Source organism: Actinoplanes flavus, from assembly GCF_017592555.1.
In the GTDB taxonomy this organism is placed as follows: Bacteria; Actinomycetota; Actinomycetes; order Mycobacteriales; family Micromonosporaceae; genus Actinoplanes; species Actinoplanes flavus.
The window spans coordinates 41,367-59,637 of record NZ_JAGFNS010000022.1; the positions used below are offsets into that span (position 1 = coordinate 41,367).

Annotated in this window: 19 protein-coding genes; 9 read left to right on the forward strand and 10 right to left on the reverse strand. The window is 71.2% G+C overall.

The annotated features are described in order from the left end of the window. The first annotated feature begins 141 nt into the window (after positions 1-141). The 5 genes from J5X75_RS29080 to J5X75_RS29100 are packed head-to-tail and all read left to right on the forward strand — an operon-like array spanning position 142 to position 4,941. The gene (locus J5X75_RS29080; protein ID WP_208470716.1) at positions 142-1,167 is read left to right on the forward strand and encodes a LacI family DNA-binding transcriptional regulator; all 1,026 of its coding nucleotides are present in this window, start codon (positions 142-144) and stop codon (positions 1,165-1,167) included. A gap of 9 nt (positions 1,168-1,176) precedes the next feature. Then, complete coding sequence (locus J5X75_RS29085) at positions 1,177-2,472, forward strand: ABC transporter substrate-binding protein (RefSeq protein ID WP_208470717.1); 1,296 nt, start codon at positions 1,177-1,179, stop codon at positions 2,470-2,472. 5 nt (positions 2,473-2,477) lie between these two features. Next, positions 2,478-3,455 (forward strand): carbohydrate ABC transporter permease, encoded by a 978-nt coding sequence (locus J5X75_RS29090; RefSeq protein ID WP_208470718.1) that lies wholly within the window; start codon positions 2,478-2,480, stop codon positions 3,453-3,455. Then, positions 3,455-4,291, forward strand: coding sequence for a carbohydrate ABC transporter permease (locus tag J5X75_RS29095; protein WP_208470719.1), 837 nt, complete (start codon positions 3,455-3,457; stop codon positions 4,289-4,291). Before J5X75_RS29090 ends, J5X75_RS29095 begins: the two co-directional genes overlap by 1 nt. Beyond that, positions 4,288-4,941: a hypothetical protein gene (locus J5X75_RS29100; RefSeq protein WP_208470720.1), complete on the forward strand. Its 654-nt coding sequence runs from the start codon at positions 4,288-4,290 to the stop codon at positions 4,939-4,941. Before J5X75_RS29095 ends, J5X75_RS29100 begins: the two co-directional genes overlap by 4 nt. A gap of 32 nt (positions 4,942-4,973) precedes the next feature. Here J5X75_RS29100 and J5X75_RS29105 read toward each other — a convergent pair whose 3' ends face one another. Together J5X75_RS29105 and J5X75_RS29110 are read right to left on the reverse strand one after the other, a co-directional pair. Next, the gene (locus tag J5X75_RS29105) at positions 4,974-6,242 is read right to left on the reverse strand and encodes a WD40 repeat domain-containing protein (RefSeq protein ID WP_208470721.1); all 1,269 of its coding nucleotides are present in this window, start codon (positions 6,240-6,242) and stop codon (positions 4,974-4,976) included. 102 nt (positions 6,243-6,344) lie between these two features. Continuing rightward, entirely contained in the window at positions 6,345-6,815 is a 471-nt protein-coding gene (locus J5X75_RS29110; protein ID WP_208470722.1) for an Lrp/AsnC family transcriptional regulator, read from the reverse strand. A gap of 129 nt (positions 6,816-6,944) precedes the next feature. On the opposite strand from J5X75_RS29110, the gene ald reads away from it, so the two are divergent. Continuing rightward, complete coding sequence (gene ald / locus J5X75_RS29115) at positions 6,945-8,060, forward strand: alanine dehydrogenase (protein ID WP_208470723.1); 1,116 nt, start codon at positions 6,945-6,947, stop codon at positions 8,058-8,060. Between the two features lie 206 nt (positions 8,061-8,266). Here the strand turns inward: ald and J5X75_RS29120 are convergent, their stop codons facing one another. Beyond that, entirely contained in the window at positions 8,267-8,431 is a 165-nt protein-coding gene (locus J5X75_RS29120) for a hypothetical protein (RefSeq protein WP_208470724.1), read from the reverse strand. A 115-nt stretch (positions 8,432-8,546) separates the two neighbouring features. On the opposite strand from J5X75_RS29120, the gene J5X75_RS29125 reads away from it, so the two are divergent. Beyond that, positions 8,547-9,230 carry a lytic polysaccharide monooxygenase gene (locus J5X75_RS29125; RefSeq protein ID WP_208470725.1) on the forward strand — a complete coding sequence of 228 codons (684 nt, stop codon included), beginning with the start codon at positions 8,547-8,549 and terminating at the stop codon, positions 9,228-9,230. Between the two features lie 32 nt (positions 9,231-9,262). Here J5X75_RS29125 and J5X75_RS29130 read toward each other — a convergent pair whose 3' ends face one another. From J5X75_RS29130 to J5X75_RS29160, 7 genes are all read right to left on the reverse strand, one after another. After that, complete coding sequence (locus tag J5X75_RS29130; protein WP_238489737.1) at positions 9,263-10,066, reverse strand: MetQ/NlpA family ABC transporter substrate-binding protein; 804 nt, start codon at positions 10,064-10,066, stop codon at positions 9,263-9,265. Positions 10,067-10,077: 11 nt separating this feature from the next. Beyond that, on the reverse strand, positions 10,078-10,734 hold the full coding sequence (locus J5X75_RS29135) for a methionine ABC transporter permease (protein ID WP_208470727.1): 657 nt from the start codon (positions 10,732-10,734) through the stop codon (positions 10,078-10,080). Beyond that, positions 10,731-11,702, reverse strand: a complete 972-nt coding sequence (locus J5X75_RS29140) for a methionine ABC transporter ATP-binding protein (protein ID WP_307798321.1) — start codon at positions 11,700-11,702, stop codon at positions 10,731-10,733. Before J5X75_RS29140 ends, J5X75_RS29135 begins: the two co-directional genes overlap by 4 nt. A 131-nt stretch (positions 11,703-11,833) precedes the next feature. After that, positions 11,834-12,514: a response regulator gene (locus J5X75_RS29145; RefSeq protein WP_372450980.1), complete on the reverse strand. Its 681-nt coding sequence runs from the start codon at positions 12,512-12,514 to the stop codon at positions 11,834-11,836. Further along, positions 12,493-13,662, reverse strand: a complete 1,170-nt coding sequence (locus J5X75_RS44730; RefSeq protein ID WP_307798322.1) for a sensor histidine kinase — start codon at positions 13,660-13,662, stop codon at positions 12,493-12,495. The genes J5X75_RS29145 and J5X75_RS44730 overlap by 22 nt, the downstream gene beginning before the upstream one ends. Beyond that, positions 13,659-14,357, reverse strand: coding sequence for a YqeB family protein (locus tag J5X75_RS29155; RefSeq protein WP_208470730.1), 699 nt, complete (start codon positions 14,355-14,357; stop codon positions 13,659-13,661). Before J5X75_RS29155 ends, J5X75_RS44730 begins: the two co-directional genes overlap by 4 nt. A gap of 123 nt (positions 14,358-14,480) precedes the next feature. After that, positions 14,481-15,665, reverse strand: coding sequence for a PucR family transcriptional regulator (locus tag J5X75_RS29160; protein ID WP_208470731.1), 1,185 nt, complete (start codon positions 15,663-15,665; stop codon positions 14,481-14,483). A 110-nt stretch (positions 15,666-15,775) separates the two neighbouring features. On the opposite strand from J5X75_RS29160, the gene J5X75_RS29165 reads away from it, so the two are divergent. Together J5X75_RS29165 and J5X75_RS29170 are read left to right on the forward strand one after the other, a co-directional pair. Further along, on the forward strand, positions 15,776-16,870 hold the full coding sequence (locus J5X75_RS29165) for a ferredoxin reductase (protein ID WP_208470732.1): 1,095 nt from the start codon (positions 15,776-15,778) through the stop codon (positions 16,868-16,870). Positions 16,871-16,997: 127 nt separating this feature from the next. Further along, positions 16,998-18,176 (forward strand): fatty acid desaturase family protein, encoded by a 1,179-nt coding sequence (locus J5X75_RS29170; protein WP_372450981.1) that lies wholly within the window; start codon positions 16,998-17,000, stop codon positions 18,174-18,176. The last annotated feature ends 95 nt before the right edge of the window (positions 18,177-18,271 follow it).

Consider the following 18,271-nt stretch of genomic DNA (forward strand, 5'->3'; position numbering starts at 1 on the left):
TTGTCCATAAATGACCCGACTGAGTCACGGCCGCGCCACAAGATCGACATCGAAGGGCGTTGACACGACAGCAACCGTTTGCATTAATGGCTGTCACCTAGAGACCCGGGTCACATCCGGGCCGCCATCAAGGGAGGCACCGTGGCCGTGACGATCCGGGACGTCGCAAGGGCGTCCGGCGTGCACATCTCCACGGTGTCGCGCACCTTCTCCGCACCGCATCTGGTCAATCCCGAGACTCGTTCCCGGGTCCTGGCCACCGCGGAGCAGCTCGGCTACCGCCCCAACCGGGCGGCCCGGGCACTGATCACCGGACGTACCCACAACATCGGCCTGATCGTGGCCGATATCGCGAACCCGTTCTTCCCGCCTCTGATCAAGGCGGCCGAGACCCACGCCCGGCGGCGGGACTACCACGTCTTCGTCGCCGACACCGACGAGGATCCGATCGTCGAGTCCGATCTGGTGCAGGCACTGGCCAAACAGGTCGACGGGATCCTGCTGTGCAGTCCCCGGATGAGTGACGACCAGATAGAGCAGTTGCGCCGCGAGGTGCCGCTGGTCGTCATCAACCGCATGATCACCGGCTTGCCCGCGGTGGTCATGGATGTGGGACAGGGCGCCCGGGAAGCCGTGCGCCACCTGCTCGGCCTGGGCCACCGCCACCTGGTCTATCTGGCCGGGCCGCGGGGCTCGTGGACCAACCGGGAGATCCGCCGGGCCGCCGGGGCCACCGCCCGTACGGCCGGCGCGGATCTCACCGTCCTCGGCCCGAACCAGCCGGTCGAGGAGGCCGGGGCGGCCGCCGCCGAGGCGGTGCTCGCCACCGGCGCCACCGCGGTGCTGGCCTACAACGACCTGATGGCGATCGGCCTGCTCCAGGCGTTGCAGGACCGCGGTGTGGACATCCCCGGGCAGGTCAGCGTCGTCGGCATCGACGACATCGCGTACAGCGGGCTGGTGCGGCCACGGCTCACCACCGTGGCCAACCCGACCGCCGCCGCCGGCCGCACCGCCGTCGACATGCTGCTCCAGCAGGGCGACGACGGGGCGACCGGGCAGGTCACCCTCCGGACCGACTTGATCATTCGCAACTCCACCGGCCCGGGGCCGTACGCCCCGGCCGTCGCGATCGCCGCTGAGGTTGCCGCACACGTCAAGGAGTGACGAAACCCCATGACCGCATCCCACCCCCTTCCCCGGCGCCGCCTGCTCCGCGGCCTGGTCGCCGGCATGCTGGCCCTTCCCCTGGTCCTCGGCGCCTGTGGCGGCGAGGACTCCAGCGACGACGGCAAGGTCGAGCTGAGCTTCTTCTGGTGGGGCGCCGAGGCCCGCGCCCAGCTCACCGAGCAGGCCCTCGCCCTCTACACGACCAAGCACCCCGAGGTCACGTTCAAGAAGACCTGGCAGGCCAACCAGGGCTACTTCGACAAGCTGGCCACGCTCACCGCCGGCAACGACGCGCCGGACATCTTCCAGATCGACGACAACTACCTGGCCGAGTACGCGACCCGCAACGTCACGCAGGACCTCACCGAGTACCAGAAGTCCGGGAAGATCGACACCTCGAAGTTCCCGGAGGGTCTCGTCACGTACGCCACCGTGGACGGCAAGCTGGCCGGCCTGCCGATCGGTGAGAACACCCAGGGACTGGTCTTCAACAAGACCAAGCTGGAGGCCGCCAAGGTGCCGCTGCCCACCACCGGGCAGACCTGGGAGCAGCACATCGCCTGGGCCAAGGACGCCGCCGCGAAGACCGGTGTCGCCGGCACCCAGGACCCGAGCGCCGACTACAAGGCGTTCTGGGTGTGGCTGCGCCAGAACGGCAAGGAGTTCTACAACGGCAGCCAGCTCGGCTTCACCCAGGCCGACGTACAGGCCTGGTTCGAGCTGTGGAAGGGCGCCCGGGACGCCAAGGCCACCCCGACGCCGGACGTCATCCACGAGGGCAACGCCACCGACGTCAGCAAGCAGCTGGTCGTCACCGGCAAGGCGCTCACCTCCTGGGTGTGGGCCAACCAGATGCCCGAGCTGCAGAAGAACACCAAGGACGCGCTGGAGGTCATCGCGTACCCGGGTGACTCCAGCAAGCAGTGGCCGCGCGCCTCGATGTACTTCTCCGTCTACAAGGGCAGCAAGCACAAGGACGTCGCGGCCGACGTGCTGAACTTCCTGGCCAACGACCCGGAGGCCGGCAAGATCCTGGGCACCGACCGGGGCATCCCGGCGAACACCGAGATCCGCGCCCAGGTGGCCGCGACCACCGAGAACGCGTCGATGAAGCAGACCATCGCGGTGGTCCAGGAGCTGGCCAAGAACTTCGGCCCGGCGCCCGCCGTTCCGCCGAAGGGCCACAGCACGGTCCGCTCCGAGCTGATCAAGGCCGCGGAGGAGGCCCAGTACGGCCGCGCCACCCCGGCCAAGGCCGCCGAGCAGTTCTTCGCCGCCGCCCAGGCCGCGATCAGCCGGTGAGTCCCATGGCGACAACCACGGCACGGCCCTCGCCGACCGCGCCGACGACCGGTCCCGCCGCTTCCCAGCGGCGGGGCCGGCCCGCCCAGCGCAAGAACGACGGCGTCGCCGGCTACGTCTTCCTCTCCCCCTGGCTGCTCGGGCTGCTGACCATCACGGCCATCCCGATGCTGATGTCGCTCTACCTCAGCTTCACCAACTACGACGTCCTCTCCGACTGGGAGTCGATGGAGTGGGTGGGGCTGGAGAACTACCGCACCATGTTCACCGAGGACCCGTCCTTCTGGCACGCGGTCCGGGTCACCCTGCTCTTCGCGCTGGTGGCCACCCCGCTCAAACTGGCCGCCGCGCTCGGTGTGGCGATGCTGCTGAACCGGTCGTTCAAGGGCGCCGGGCTGTTCCGTGGCCTGTTCTACCTGCCGTCCCTGCTGGGCGGCAGCGTGGCGCTGGCCATCGTCTGGGTCAACATGTTCAACCGCGACGGCGCGTTCAACCAGTTCCTGAGCTGGTTCGGCATCGAGGGCAAGGCCTGGGTGAACGACCCGGACTTCGCGCTCGGCACGCTGATCCTGCTGGCCGTGTGGCAGTTCGGCGCCCCGATGGTGATCTTCCTGGCCGGTCTCAAGCAGGTGCCCGTCGAGCTGTACGAGGCGGCCTCGGTGGACGGCGCCAACCCGTGGCGCAAGTTCCTCAGCATCACGCTGCCGATGCTGTCGCCGGTGATCTTCTTCAACCTGGTGCTCGAGACGATCAACGGCTTCCAGGGCTTCACCTCGGCGTTCGTGCTCAGCAACGGCACCGGCGGCCCGGTCGACTCGACCCTCATGTACACGCTGCACCTCTACATCAAGGGCTGGAACGAATACCAGATGGGCTACGCCTCGGCGATGGCCTGGGTCTTCCTGCTCGCGATCGGCCTGGTCACCGCCGTCGTCTTCCGGACCGGCAAGTTCTGGGTGCACTACTCGGACGGAGAAGACTGATGACCCTCCAGCGCCTGGCCCGGCCGTTGACGCTGGTCCTGCTCTCGGCGGTGGTGCTCTATCCGCTGGTGTGGATGCTCGGCAGCTCGTTCAAGAGCCCGTCCGAGGTCCTGAACAACGTGTCGGTGCTGCCCGACGAGTGGACGCCCGCCAACTACACCGACGGCTGGAACAACTTCGACGTCAGCTTCGGGCGGTTCTTCGTCAACAGCGCGCTCGTGGCCGGCCTCACGGTGGTCGCCAACTGCGTCTCGTGCCTGCTGGCGGCGTACGCCTTCGCCCGTCTGAAGTTCCGGCTGCGCGGCTTCTGGTTCGCCCTCATGATCGGGACGCTGCTACTGCCCGGCCACGTGCTGATCGTGCCGCAGTTCGTCATGTTCAAGACCTTCGGCTGGGTGGGCGGCGACTGGCCGTACGCACCGCTGATCGTCCCGCAGCTGCTGGCCACCGAGGCGTTCTTCGTCTTCCTGATGGTCCAGTTCATGCGAGGTGTGCCCCGGGAACTGGACGAGGCGGCCACCATCGACGGCTGCACCCCGTACGGTGTGTTCCGCCACGTGATCCTGCCGCTGTCCCGGCCGGCCCTGGTGTCCACCGCGATCTTCTCGTTCATCTGGACGTGGAACGACTTCTTCCGCCAGCTGGTCTACCTGTCCGACCTGGAGAAGTACACCGCCCCGGTGGCGCTGACGCTGTTCATCGACTCCAGCGGCCAGTCCTCGGTCGGCCCGATGTTCGCCATGTCGGTGCTGTCGCTGGCCCCGGTCTTCCTGTTCTTCGTGGCCTTCCAGCGGATGCTCGTCGAGGGCATCAACACGTCAGGCCTCAAGGGATGACGACGCCCGCCTCCACCGGCCCGCTCGCCGCACCGGCGGGCGGGCCGCCCGGCCCGAACTGGCCGCACGAGGACGAGCCGGAGAGCCGGCCGGACTGGCGCGAACGGTTCGCGCTCGGCGCGGATCTCGCGCTGATCGGCATCGGGGTGACGGTCTCGGCGCTGCCGGTCCTGACGCTGCCGGCGGCGCTGGCCGCCGGTTCGGCGGCCGTCCGGCACCGGTACGCCACCGGGTCGCTGCCGTCGTTGCGCCCGCTGCTGCGGCAGTTCCGCCGCACCCTGCTGCCCGGCGTCCCGGTGGTGCTGGTGGCGGCGCTCCTGCTGATCGACCTGATCGCGCTGAGCCGCGGCTGGGTCCCCGGCGGCACCCCGATGCTGGTGATCACCGCGGCCGTCGTCATCTGGCTGGCCGGGGTCGCCACGCTCACCCTGGTGGCCGGCGGCCGTGATCCGTCGCAGTCGTGGAGGACCGCGATCGTCTGGGCCTGGGGCCAGGCGGTGCACCGGCCGTGGTCGGCGCTCGCCCCGGCGCTGGCCGGTGTGCTCGCCGTCTTCCTGGCCCTCTCGGTGCCGGCGACGATCCCGCTGGTGGTGGGCTTCCACCTGTTCGCCGTCCACGTCCTGAGCGACCGCCTCGTCCCCGCACCATGATCACTGCCATGCCGCGCTGACGCACCGGCGTGTCAGTGGGGCTGGGGCCAGAGCCGGACGGCGAGCCACCAGACGCCGAGGAACAGCAGCACCAGCAGGCCGGTCAGCACGACCGTGAGCGGCAGCAGGGTCAGCGCCTCCACGTCCAGCAGCGGCGGCGACCCCGCCCGGGCCCGCCCCTGGGCCAGGATCCGATCGGGCACGTCGATCGACTCCACGTCCCCGTTGAGCGGGATCCCGTCCCCGGACAGCAGCTCCCGGCCGCCGCCCAGCTCGATCAGCCGGGCCCTCTCGATGCCGTCCTGGCTGGTCAGCTCCTCTCGCGCGACGGCGTCGGCGAACACCGACGGTTGGGCCACCCGGGTGGCCGTGTACTCGACCGTCGCCGGCCGGCCCCTCCACCATCCGAGGACCCGCAGCGCGTAGACGCCGTCGCGGGTCCAGGACGGCCCGCCGACCGTGCCGTCGGCCGCCGAGATCGTCTGGACCGTCCACCGCCGCGGGTACCCGGCGCAGTCGCACTTCTCGCCGCTCACCACGAGCAGGCTCCGCCCGTCCCGGGTCCACGCGCCCTTCCCGGCGATCCGCGCGCCGGCCGGCAGGGGCAGGTCCACGCTCGTGCCATCGGCCAGGGTGAGCACCCGGATCCGGTCCTCGACCTGGACGGCGAGCCGGGTCCCGTCCGGCGAGAACGCCACGGTCCATCCGGGCAACGCGGCCATCGGGCTGAGCTCGGCGATCTCGCGGGTCGCGCCGCTGCGCACGTCGACGAGCTTCAGATGTACGCCGTCCGCGCGCCCGCCGTCGTTCCACCAGCCGAAGAGCACCGCCACCGTGTTGCCGTCCGGCGACCACGCCTGGGGTTCGAGGTGGGAGTCGTCGGTGTCGTCGCGCGGCCGGAACGGGGTGATCCGCCCGGTGGCGAGGTCGGCGACGCCGTCGTCCACGGCGAGGCGGGTGCCGTCCGGGGAGATCACCGAGGAGAGGCCGGCCGGTCCGTACAGTTCGGTCACCCGGTAGGTGTCGTCGTCCCGCCCGACCAGCCCGGTGAGGTGGCCGGACTCGTCGCCGAACCAGGTGTTCGAGGTGAAGAGCACCGACGCCGCCCCGATCGGCGCCGCCAGACCGTCCGGGGTCCACAGCGGCGGCGCGCCGATCCTCTCCGGCAGCGATCCGTCGCCCGGCGAGAGGGCCCGCGCCGTTCCCCCGGCCGGATGCCACTCGCCGGCGAGCCCCGCGAATCCGCAGCACAGCACCAGCATCGTGACCAGCGTGGTGACGGCGGCGATCCGCGCCGTCACGCTTGCCCACCGTGGCAGTCGGTCGGCCCGCACCCGCGCCTCCCCATGATCGACAAGTACCGGCGCGCCGAGCATAGATGATCGTGTGAAGCCCGGCCGGGGTCAGACGGAGCCGCGGCGGTGTTCGAAGATCAGGTGGGTCTCGGTGCCGGCGATCAGGCGGGTGCCGCTGAGCCGTTCGGTGATGATGGAGCGGAGGTCCTCGACGTCGGAGCAGGCGACGTGCAGCAGGAAGTCGTACGACCCGGAGACGAAGTAGACGTCGCGGACCGCCGGGATGCCGGCCAGTGACTCGGCGAAGCGGCCGATGCCCTCGCGGGCGTCGGAGCGGATCCGCACGGCGATCATCGCCTGGATCGGGCGGCCGATCCAGGCCGGGTCGACGTCGGCGTGGAAGCCGCGGACCGCGCCGAGCTCGCGCAGCCGCCGGATCCGGGTGAGGCAGGTCGACGGGGCGATGCCGACCCGTTCGGCGAGCGCGTTGTTGGGCATCCGGCCGTCGGACTCCAGCAGGCTCAGCAACTCCAGATCGATGTGATCGAGGCCTCGAACATCCTTCGGCAGATCGGTCATCCGAGGCTGCCGTATCGAAGGATCTGCCCAGGCGCACCGGCGCTCAGAATCTTCTTCGCTCGTGTTGCCGCCGCGCTGCACATCGTTTCAGTCTATCGCCATCGGGAGTTGGTGGCGGAAGGAAACCCCATGCACATCGGTGTGCCGGCAGAGGTCAAGAACCACGAGTACCGGGTGGCGATCACCCCGGCCGGAGTCGTGGAGGCGGTGCGGCACGGACATCAGGTCTCGGTCCAGGCCGGCGCCGGCGTGGGATCCGCCATCAGCGACGACGACTTCGCGGCGGCGGGCGCCCGGATCCTCCCGGACGCGGACGCCGTGTGGGGCGCGGCCGACATGATCCTCAAGGTGAAGGAGCCGATCGCCGAGGAGTACCACCGGCTGCGCGCCGGCCAGGTCCTCTTCACCTACCTGCACCTGGCCGCCGACGCCGAGGGCACCAAGGCGCTGCTGAACAGCGGGACCACCGCGATCGCGTACGAGACGGTGCAGCTCGCCGACGGGTCGCTGCCGCTGCTCGCGCCGATGTCCGAGGTGGCCGGCCGGCTCGCGCCGCAGGTGGGCGCGTACAGCCTGATGCGCAACAGCGGCGGCCGGGGCGTGCTGCCCGGTGGTGTCCCGGGGGTCGCGCCGGCGAAGGTGACGGTGATCGGCGGCGGCGTCTCCGGCGTGAACGCGGCGACCATCGCCCTCGGCCTGGGCGCCGACGTCACCGTGCTGGACCTGAGCATCCCGCGGTTGCGGCAGATCGACGAGCGGTTCGGCGGCCGGGTGCGGACGCTGGTGTCCAGCTCGTACGCGATCGAGCAGTCGGTCCTGGACGCCGACATGGTGATCGGCGCGGTGCTGGTGCCCGGCGCGAAGGCGCCCACCCTGGTCGGCAACGCGCTGGTGAAGCGGATGAAGCCCGGCTCGGTGCTGGTCGACATCGCGATCGACCAGGGCGGCTGCTTCGAGGACTCGCGGCCCACCACCCACCAGGACCCGGTCTACCGGGTGCACGAGTCGGTCTTCTACTGCGTGGCCAACATGCCGGGCGCGGTGCCGAACACCTCCACCTACGCGCTCACCAACGCCACCCTGCCGTACGTCCTGCGCCTGGCCGACCTGGGCTGGCGCGACGCGCTGCGGGCCGACCCGGCGCTCGCGCTGGGCCTGAACGTGCACGCCGGTGTGCTCACCAACGACCTGGTCGGCTCGGCCCTCGGTCTCCCCACCGAGAAGATCGACGCGATCCTGGCCTGACCCGGCCCGTCCCGCGCCTCTCGCCCTCGGGCGAGGGGCGCGTTCTTCGGCCGCAGCGCGCGCGACGGCCCGGACCGCGCGGAGGGTGACCACCCACTCAACGCCCGGCGCTCGCGGCACGGGCCGGACCGGCGACCGGATCGCGTGCCGTGGCGTACCGGAAAGGGGTTCGAAGCGGCGCACCGGAGTGAGGCGCGCCGCGGACCTCAGGCGGCGGTGTGCAGGGCGCGCTCGTGGTCGGGGTCGAGGGCGGTGGCCGGCCGTGCCTCCGGGCGGCGGATGTCGACCAGCTCGACGTGGTCCTCGGGCCGGATCCGGGCGGGCAGTCTGCCGAAGCGCTGGTGCCGTTCGGCGGCGGTCTCCTCGGTCATGCCCCGATCATGCGCCGTCGTGTGCGGATCGCGCCAGCCCGCTTTAAATTTAGGAAACCTTACTTTATATTTTTGTCACATCCATCAATCGACATCTGTCATTGGAGGGAGTGGCATGCGCAAAATACTGACCCTGCTCGCCGTCGCCGTCCTGGGGACCGCGGGCTCGATCCTGGTCGCCTCACCGGCGGCCGCGCACGGATATGTCTCGTCACCGCCCAGCCGGCAGGCCCTCTGCGCGCAGGGGCGGGTCGCCTGCGGGCAGATCAAGTACGAGCCGCAGAGCGTCGAGGGCCCCAAGGGCCTGCGGAACTGTCACGGCAACAACGCCGTCTTCGCCGAACTCAACGACGACGGCAAGGGCTGGCCGGCCACCAACGTCGGCACCTCGCAGACGTTCACCTGGATCAACACGGCCCGGCACGCGACCACGAGCTGGGAGTACTTCATCGGCGGCACGCGGGTCGGGTACTTCGCCGGCAACAGCCAGCAACCGCCGGCGACGCTGTCGCACACCGTCAACCTGAGCGGCTTCTCGGGGCGGCAGAAGGTCCTCGCCGTCTGGACGATCGCCGACACCGCCAACGCGTTCTACTCGTGCATCGACGTCAACATCGGCGGCACCGGTGGCCCCACGCCGCCGCCGACCGGCTGTTCGGCGGCGGCGTGGAGCAGCTCCGCGGTCTACGTGGGCGGCAACCTGGTGTCACACAACGGCCGCACCTGGCGGGCCAAGTGGTGGACGCAGGGCGAGACGCCCGGATCCGCCGACGTGTGGGCGGACCAGGGCGCCTGCTAGTTCGACAGGCCGCGCCCGCACCGGGCGCGGCCTCAGAACGCGGCCAGCACCGAGCCCTGGTACTTGTCCTCGACGAACTTCTTCACCTCGGCCGAGTGCAGCAGCTTCTCCAGCTTCACGACCCGCGCGTCGGTCTCGTCACCGGCGCGGACCACGACCAGGTTGGCGTACGGGTTGTCCTCGCCCGTCTCCAGCGCGAGCGCGTCGGTGGCCGGCTTGAGCCCGGTCTCGATCGCGTAGTTGCCGTTGATCACCGAGATCGCGGTGTCCTCCAGGCTGCGCGGCAGCTGCGCGGCCTCGAGCGCCTTGAACTGGAGGTTCTTCGGGTTGGCGGTGATGTCCTTCTCGGTCGCCTTGACGCCGACGCCGTCCTTCAGGGTGATCAGGCCGTTCTTGGCGAGCAGGGCGAGCGCGCGGCCCGAGTTCGACGGGTCGTTCGGGATGCCGACGACGCCGCCGGACGGCACCTCGGCCAGGGTCTTCACGGTCTTGGAGTAGACGCCGAGCGGCTCGATGTGCACCGGCTCCAGCGCGGTGAACTTGTAACCCTTCGACGCGACCTCCTCCTCCAGGTACGGGATGTGCTGGAAGTAGTTGGCGTCCAGCTGCTTCTCGCTGAGTGCCACGTTGGGCTGGATGTAGTCGTTGAACTCGACGATCTCGATCTTCAGGCCCTCGGCGGCGGCCAGGTTGTCCTTGACGTACCTGAGGATCTCGCCGTGCGGGACCGGGCTGACGCCGACCTTGAGGGTGTCCGGGTTCGAGGACTCCTCGGAGCCGCACGCGGCCAGACCCAGCACGAGGGCGGCGACGGCGATGAGGGAACGGCGGCGCATGGAACGACCTTTCATCGGTGTGAGAGCCGGCGGACGAGGACGTCGCCCACCATCTGAACGAGCTGGACGAGGACCACCAGGGCCACCACGGTCGCGATCATCACTTCGGTCTCGAAGCGCTGGTAGCCGTACCGGATGGCGAGGTCACCGAGGCCGCCGCCGCCGACCACCCCGGCCATCGCCGAGTAGCCGACCAGCGCGATCACCGTGATGGTCAGGCCCGCGACCAGGGCCGGAAGGGCCTCGCGGAGTAGCACCTTGCCGACGATCTGGGTGCGGGTGGCGCCCATCGCGGTGGCCGCGGCGACCACGTCCGGCGGCACCTCACGCAGCGCCGACTCGACGATCCGGGCGAAGAACGGGATGGCGCCGATGGTCAGCGGAACGATCGCCGCGTCGGTGCCGATCGTGGTGCCGACCACCACGCGGGTGAACGGGATGACCGCGACCAGCAGGATGATGAACGGCAGCGACCGGCCGACGTTCACGATCAGGCCGAGGACGGCGTTGAGCGGCCGCAGCGGCAACAGGCCGCCGGCGCCGGTGAGCACCAGCAGCACCCCGACGAGCAGGCCGCCGACGGCGGTGAGCAGCGCCGACACGCCGACCATCCAGGCCGTCTCACGCACCCCGACGTCGAGCAGGTCGTAGATCTCTTGCCAGGTCACGCCGCCACCCCCCGTTCGCGCAGATAGTCGAGGGCCGCACGGTTGTCGTCGGGGGCGCCGGGCAGGGCGAGACGCCAGCGCCCGGCGCGCGTCGCGGCGAGCGTTTCCACGGACCCGCCCAGGATGCGTACGTCGAGACCGAACCGCCGGGCCAGATCCGCGATGATCGGCTCGTCGGCCTCGTCGCCGCTCACCGTGATGTCGACGATCGTGTCCCCGGCCGCGGCGGTCACCGGCTCCAGCGGGAACAGGTCCCGGGCCAGCTCCGACTCCGGCCGCCGCAGCAGATCGGTGATGGCGCCGGACTCGGTGAACCGCCCGTCCCGCATCACCGCGGCGGACGTGCAGATCCGCTTCACCACGGTCATCTCGTGGGTGATCAGCAGGATGGTGAGGCCGAGCCGGCGGTTCAGGTCGAGCAGCAGGCGCAGGATCGAGTCGGTGGTCTCCGGGTCGAGCGCCGAGGTGGCCTCGTCGGAGAGCAGCACCCGGGGGCGCGCGGCGAGCGCGCGGGCGATGCCGACCCGCTGCTTCTGGCCACCGGACAGCTGGGCCGGGTGGGCGTCCGCGCGGTCGCTGAGACCGACCAGCTCGAGCAGCTCGGCGACGCGGGCCCGGCGCTCCGCCCGCGGCGTGCCGGTCACCTCCAGGGCGAACGCGACGTTACCGGCCACGGTGCGTGAGGAGAGCAGCGCGAAGTGCTGGTGGATCATCCCGATCCCGTGCCGGGCGGCCCGCAGCCGCTTGCCGCGCAGACCGGTCAGCTCGACGCCGCCGACCGTGACCGTGCCGGCGTCCGGCCGCTCCAGCATGTTGACGCAACGCAGCAGGGTGCTCTTGCCGGCGCCGCTGCGGCCGAGGACGCCGAACACCTCGCCCTCACCGACGGTCAGGTCGACGGAGTCGACAGCCTGGACCGAGCCCCTCCTGGAGCGGTACGCCTTGCGCAGACCGCTGATTTCAATCACGTTGAACACCCTGGTCAGCAGTTGTGACGAGCGTCGCAATGCCTACTAATCAGGTAGGTCTTTGCGTCCGCACAACGCTAGCCGGAGTCACCGCCGGAAACCACTTCCTGTAACGACCCTCACGAAGAAGGTCACTTTCCGGTACGGGACTCGTGAACCAGGATCGCCACCTGCACCCGGTTGGCGCAGCCGAGCTTGTCGAGCAGCCGGGAGACGTACGCCTTCACGGTCGGCACGCTCATGTGCAGCTCCGCGCCGATCTCCGCGTTGGACCGCCCGGTCGCCACCGCCTCGGCCACCTCCCGCTCGCGCTCGGTGAGCCGATCGAGCACCGCCGACGCCCGGCCGCCGCGACCGCCGCCGCTCTCCGGGTCGCGGGCCACCGCGTACCCGATCAGGCGCGGCACCACGGACGGCGCCAGGATCGACTCCCCCGCGGCGGCCCGCCGCACCGCGTCCAGGATCTCGGTCGGCGCGATGTCCTTCAGCAGGAATCCGTTGGCCCCCAGGCGCAGCGCCCCGAGCAGGTTCTCGTCGGTGTCGAAGGTGGTCAGCACCACGATCGCCGGGGCCGGGCCGTCGCGGCGCAACTCGGCGGTCGCGGCCAGACCGTCCGTCCGGGGCATCCGCACGTCCATCAGCACCACGTCCGGCCGCAGGCGCCGGGCCAGCTCGACCGCCTCGGCGCCGTCCCCCGCCTCGCCCACGATCTGGATCTCCGGCGCCGCGCCCAGCACCAGCGACAGGCCCACCCGCACCAGCGGGTCGTCATCGGCGATCAGCACCCGGATCAGCTCGGCCACGGCAACCACGCCTCCAGATCGAAACTCAGGCCCGCACCCGGATGGTCGCGGACACCGTGCGACAGCCGCCCGTGCAGCAGCTCCACCCGCTCGGCCAGCCCGACCAGCCCGGCGCCCGCCCCCGGAACCACGCTGCGCGTGACGCCCGGCAACGGATTGGAGATCAACAGATGCAGCTCACCCTCGCCGGTGCTCTCCACCAGCAGGCGTACGGACGTGCCGGGCGCGTGCTTGCCCGCGTTCGTGAGGCCCTCCTGGATCAGCCGGTACAGGGTCCGCCCCAGCGACGCGCTGACCGGCAGTCCGTCCAGGTGGTTGACGGCGCTCACCCGGACCCCCGCCCGGCGGGCATCGGCGAGGAGATCATCCAGGTCGTGCAGGCCGGGTTGCGGCCGAAGGTCGTCGCCGTCGCCGGCCCGCAGCACGCCGAGGATCTCGCGCAGGTCCTCCAGGGCCTGATGGGCGCTGTCCCGGATGGTGGCGGCCGCCTTCGCCACCTCCTCCGGGGTCAGGTCGGGACGGATCTGGAGGGCGCCCGCGTGCAGGCTGACCATCGAGATCCGGTGGGCGAGCGCGTCGTGCATCTCCCGGGCGATCCGTTCCCGTTCCAGCGAGCGCAGTCGGTCGGCCCGCAGCCGCGTCTCCTCCTCGGCCCGGGCGGCCCGCTCCCGCAGCGACGCGATCAGCTCCCGCCGCGCCCGCGCCGCCAGCCCGATCGCGACCGTGGCGGCGTTGATCGCCGCGGTGAGCGCGATGGTGATCGCCATCGGCACGGTCGGGTCCGGGTGCAGCCACGCGAACAGCAGCCCGGTCACCAGGCTGAGCGCGGTGACCAGCACGGTCGGCCGCCCGCGCCGCAGGGTGACGACCGTGAAGAGGGCGATCAGCGAGGCCACGCCGGCGCCCTCGGCGACCACCGACACGAGGCTGAGCAGGACCGCCACCGCCACCGGCCGGCGGTGCCGCCACCAGAGCGCCTGCGCCAGGACACACCCGGCCACCAGGTGCAGGAACACCTGGTCGTCGCTCAACCCTCGGCTGGCCTGCGCGTCGCCGAGCAGGATCGCCGCGCCGAGGCAGGACGACAGCACGGCCGTCACGTCCCAGAGGCGCTGCCGGTTCCGCTCGCTCCGCTCCACCTCGGTCGCCGGTGTCACGATCGCACCAGCGGCCGCCAGAACTGGTGGCCGTCGTCGTCGCGGACCGCGTAACCCAGCTTCTCGAGCGAGCCACGCAGCTCGGCGGCCTCCTTCACGGCCTTCTTGCGCACCGCGACGGACCGGGCCGTCAGGACCGCGTCGACGGCCACCGGCAGGTGGCCGCTCTCCGGTGTCCACCGCTGGTAGAGGTCGGCGAACGGGTCGCCCGCCCGCCACGGGTAGCCGTGCTCCCGGAAGACCCGCTCCAGCACGCCGGCTTCGGCCTGCGGCTCGCCGTGGAACACCCGCCGCGACTCCCCATCCAGGATCACCAGGGCGTCACCGTCCATGAACAGGGCCCCGACGTCCGTACGCGCGACGGCGACCTCGTTCTCCCCGGTCCGCAGCCGCACCTCGCCGGAACCGACCGTGACCCGGACGGTGCCGCGCACCATCTCGACGCTGACCAGCGCGCCCACCAGCGCGAAGATCGCGGCCTGCACGGCGGCCTTCCACCAGGTGTCGACCGAGGCGGCCACCCGCCATACCACGCCGAGGACCGGGAAGCCCACATCGGCCAGCCAACCGGCGACCACCGGCAGCGCGAGCCCGAGCAGGACGCCGAGGGTGGCCGGCCCGAACAGCACGAGGACACGGGCCACCGGCGAGAACGTCAGCACCGTCCCGTCCTGCCGTGACGCTTCGCCGCTCATGTCCCCGACCACCCGCCTCCCCTGCCCGCCCTCTGCGGTGACCACGCTATTTCGGGCGGTCCGGCCGAACCAGTCGTCCGAAGTCGGCCGGTTCTGACTTTGGTATATCCGGCAACCGGGTCCTCACTCCGGGATGGCCAGGGCGATGGTCAGGGCCAGGACCCACTGCGGGTCGCGGAGCCGGTCGCCGTACAGCTCGCGGAGCCGGGCCATCCGGTAGCGGACCGTCTGCGGGTGCACGAACAGTTCGGCGGCCACGTCCTCGCGGCGGCCGTGATGCAGCAGCCAGCTGCGCAGCGTCTCGATCAGCTTGGCGGCGGCCGCGCCGCGCTCACCGGCCAGCGGGGTCAGCGCCCAGGACCGCAGATCCGCCAGCGCGCCCGGGTCGGCGGTCACCACCACCGCGGCCAGGTGATCCTCGGTGTCGACGACCTCGCCGCCGGCCGGTGCGGTCAGCCGGTGCACCCGGATCGCCCGGTCCAGGGAGCTCTTCGCCTCCAGCCACGGGCGGGCCGGGCCCATCACCACGTTGTGGCCGGTCAGCAGCCGGGTCATGGTCGGGCGGGAGGTGCCCTGCGGGTCCGGGACCAGCAGGACGGTCATGCCGGGGAGCTCGGGCACGGCGTCGGCGAGCTGCAGCGTACGCGGATCGAGCAGGTCGATCACCCAGCGTGCCGCGCGTTCCGGCAGCAGGAGCACGGTGAGGGTCTGCGGGGGCACCCACTCGGCCTGCTCGGCGGCGGCCTGGAGCACGTGCGCCGGTTCCCCGGCCACCAGCGCCTGCGCCAGCTCCTGGAGGTGGCGCATCCGGATCCGGCCGGAGGCGGCCAGCTCGTCGGCGTGCCCGGCCACGCTGGCCGCGGACAGCTCGTCGATGTAGGCGAAGACCAGCTCGGCGAAGTCGGCGATGGTGGCGGCCGGCTGCCCGGCGGCGACGCTGATCGCGGCCAGCTCACGCCACGCCACCCGGGCGCCCACCCGGTAGGCGGCGAGCAGCGCGTCCAGGCTGCGGCCGGAGCGGGCCTCGCCGCGGCCCAGCGCGTACGCCGCCTCGATCGCCGACGCCATCGGGGTGCCCGGGTCGGCGCCGGGGCGGGACACCAGGTTCAGGAAGGTGGCGAGCGCGGCCCGCACCGCCCTCGCGATCTTGTGCCCCAGCTCGCCGGCGAACGGTTCGGCGTACGCCGGGACCTCCCGGATGATCGCCGTGATCGTCTGGGAGGAGACTCCGGACAAACCCTGCCGGAGTGGGTCGACGACCTCCGGCGGCAGGCGATAGGACCGTACGTCGCGCAACGGCTGTTTCACGCGGCTCCCTCACATTCCGTCCGTCCTTGTCCCCGCCGAACAATTATGCGGCCCCGGATTCACTTCCCCAGGTCAGGACTTTGCCTTTGCGAGCGACCAGGCTTGGTCAGGTGCCTGTGACACAGACATCGCCGTTCACCCGGCGACTCAGGAACGGCGCGTGGCGCGTGGTCGAGCTGATCACCACTCCGGTGGTGCCCGCCGACTATCTCGACGTCATCGCGCCCCTGCGCAACCCCACCGTCCTGCGCGCCCGGATCGAAGCGGTGCGCCCCGAGACCACCGACGCGGTCACCCTGGAGCTGCGCCCCGGCCGCGGCTGGGAGCCGCACCAGCCCGGACAGTATGTTCGGCTGGGCGTGGACGTCGAGGGTGTCCGGCTGTGGCGTGCCTACTCGGTGACCAGCGCGGCCGACCGTCGCGACGGCCGGTTCACCGTCACCGTGAACGCCGTCCGGGACGGTGTGGTCAGCGGTCACCTGCTGCGGCACGCCCGCAAGGGCATGCTGGTCCACCTCGACCTGCCCGCCGGTGACTTCGTGCTGACCTCGCCCCGGCCCGCCCGGACGCTGTTCGTCACGGCGGGCAGCGGCATCACCCCGGTGATGGGCATGCTGCGCAGCGCCCTTCCCGAGCTGGGCGACGTGGTCGTCGTGCACTCCGCCCGGACCCCGGAGGCCGTGGTCTTCGGCGCCGAGCTGCGTGAGCTCGCCGCCCAGGGCCGGATCCGGCTGATCGAGCGGCACACCGGCGCCGACGGGCGGCTCAAGCCGGCCGCCCTGGCCGACCTGGTGCCCGACCTGTTCGAGCGGGAGACCTGGGCGTGCGGCCCCGGCGACATGCTCGACGACCTCCAGGAGCACTGGGCCGACGCGGGCGCCGCCGAGCGGCTGCACGTCGAACGGTTCCGGCCCACGGTGCTGGTCGCCGGCGACGGCGGCACGGTCACCTTCGAGAAGTCCGGGCTGGTCGTCGACGTGGCCGCCGGCGCCACGGTGCTCGACGCGGCCGAGGCGGCGGGCCAGCTGATGAAATCCGGCTGCCGGATGGGCATCTGCTTCAAGTGCGTGCTGCCCATGCGCGAGGGCATCGTCCGCGACGTCCGCGACGGCAAGCTCACCACCGCCACCGAGGTGGACGGCGACAACGTCCTGATCCAGACCTGCATCTCCACCGCCGCCGGCCCGTGCCGGCTGGACGCCTGACCCCTTCGCGACCCGGCCTCCTCCGAGCCCGCAACCTCGGAGGCGCCACCTCCGAGCCGCCGCCTCGGAGACCCGCCCGCGAGCCGGCTCCCCGCCGGACCGGCTCCCGAAAGAACGAGGAAGTTCTGTGACGACGCTGCAGCGCAAGGAAGTCAACCCGATCGCCCATCTCTCCCCCGAGGACATCGAGCAGCTCGGCCGGGAGCTCGACGCCATCCGCGACGAGATCCTCGCCGTCCGCGGCGAGAAGGACGCCCGGTACATCCGGCGGATGATCGCCGTGCAGCGGCGCCTCGAACTCGGCAGCCGCGCCGTACTCCTCTTCTCGGTCTTCCCGCCGGCCTGGGTCCTCGGCACGATCGGCCTGTCGATCTCCAAGATCCTGGAGAACATGGAGATCGGCCACAACATCCTCCACGGCCAGTACGACTTCATGCGCGACCCGAAGATCCACTCGACCACCTGGGAGTGGGACTCGGCGTCGCCGGCCGAGCAGTGGAAGCACTCGCACAACGAGCTGCACCACAAGTACACCAACGTGGTCGGCCGGGACAACGACCTCGGCTACGGCATCATGCGCGTCGACGAGCAGCAGAAGTGGGCGCCCGCCCACCTCGGGCAGCCGTTCTACAACTTCGTCAACGCGTGCTTCTTCGAATACGGCATCGCCGCCTACGACCTGGAGCTGGGCCGCAACCTGCGGACCAAGAAGCGCCGCAACAACCCCGAGTTCCGCGCCCGCGCCCGCCAGGTCCTCCACAAGATCCGGCGGCAGGTCACCCGGGACTACGTCGTGCACCCGGCTCTCGCTCTCCCGGTCGGTTTCGCCGTCGGCAACCCGCTCGGCGCCCTCTTCGGCACCATGGCCGCCAACTTCGTGGCCAACCTGGTCCGGAACCTGTGGAGCCACTCGGTGATCATGTGCGGCCACTTCCCGAACGGCGTCGAGACCTTCGAGCGCACGTCGATCACCGGCGAGACCCGGGGTGAGTGGTACCTCCGGCAGATGCTCGGCTCGGCCAACATCTCCGGCAGCAAGCTGATGCACATCATGACCGGCAACCTCTCCCACCAGATCGAGCACCACCTCTTCCCCGACCTGCCGGCCAGCCGTTACGCCGAGGTCGCGCCGAAGGTCCGGGCGCTCTTCGAGCGTTACCAGCTCAAGTACGTGACCGGGCCGCTGGTCTTCCAGGTGGCGTCGGCGTGGGCCAAGGTCTTCCGCCTGGCCCTGCCCAACCGCAAGCCGGCCCGCGAGATCGACCACTCGATCCCGCCGCGCCACCCCGCCGAGGTCGCGGCCTGACCGCACGATCCACCACGGCACGATCCACCGGGGCCGGGCGTGTGACGCCCGGCCCCGGCGCCGTCACTCCGCCCGGCATCACCCCGCCGGCCCCG

Excerpts from the sequence above, each read along its gene's own strand:
- J5X75_RS29085 (WP_208470717.1), top strand. The coding sequence starts at position 1,177 with ATGACCGCATCCCACCCCCTTCCCCGGCGCCGCCTGCTCCGCGGCCTG.
- J5X75_RS29090 (WP_208470718.1), top strand. The coding sequence starts at position 2,478 with ATGGCGACAACCACGGCACGGCCCTCGCCGACCGCGCCGACGACCGGT.
- J5X75_RS29095 (WP_208470719.1), top strand. The coding sequence starts at position 3,455 with ATGACCCTCCAGCGCCTGGCCCGGCCGTTGACGCTGGTCCTGCTCTCG.
- J5X75_RS29100 (WP_208470720.1), top strand. The coding sequence starts at position 4,288 with ATGACGACGCCCGCCTCCACCGGCCCGCTCGCCGCACCGGCGGGCGGG.
- J5X75_RS29110 (WP_208470722.1), bottom strand. The coding sequence starts at position 6,815 with ATGACCGATCTGCCGAAGGATGTTCGAGGCCTCGATCACATCGATCTG.
- ald (WP_208470723.1), top strand. The coding sequence starts at position 6,945 with ATGCACATCGGTGTGCCGGCAGAGGTCAAGAACCACGAGTACCGGGTG.
- J5X75_RS29120 (WP_208470724.1), bottom strand. The coding sequence starts at position 8,431 with ATGACCGAGGAGACCGCCGCCGAACGGCACCAGCGCTTCGGCAGACTG.
- J5X75_RS29125 (WP_208470725.1), top strand. The coding sequence starts at position 8,547 with ATGCGCAAAATACTGACCCTGCTCGCCGTCGCCGTCCTGGGGACCGCG.
- J5X75_RS29130 (WP_238489737.1), bottom strand. The coding sequence starts at position 10,066 with ATGCGCCGCCGTTCCCTCATCGCCGTCGCCGCCCTCGTGCTGGGTCTG.
- J5X75_RS29155 (WP_208470730.1), bottom strand. The coding sequence starts at position 14,357 with ATGAGCGGCGAAGCGTCACGGCAGGACGGGACGGTGCTGACGTTCTCG.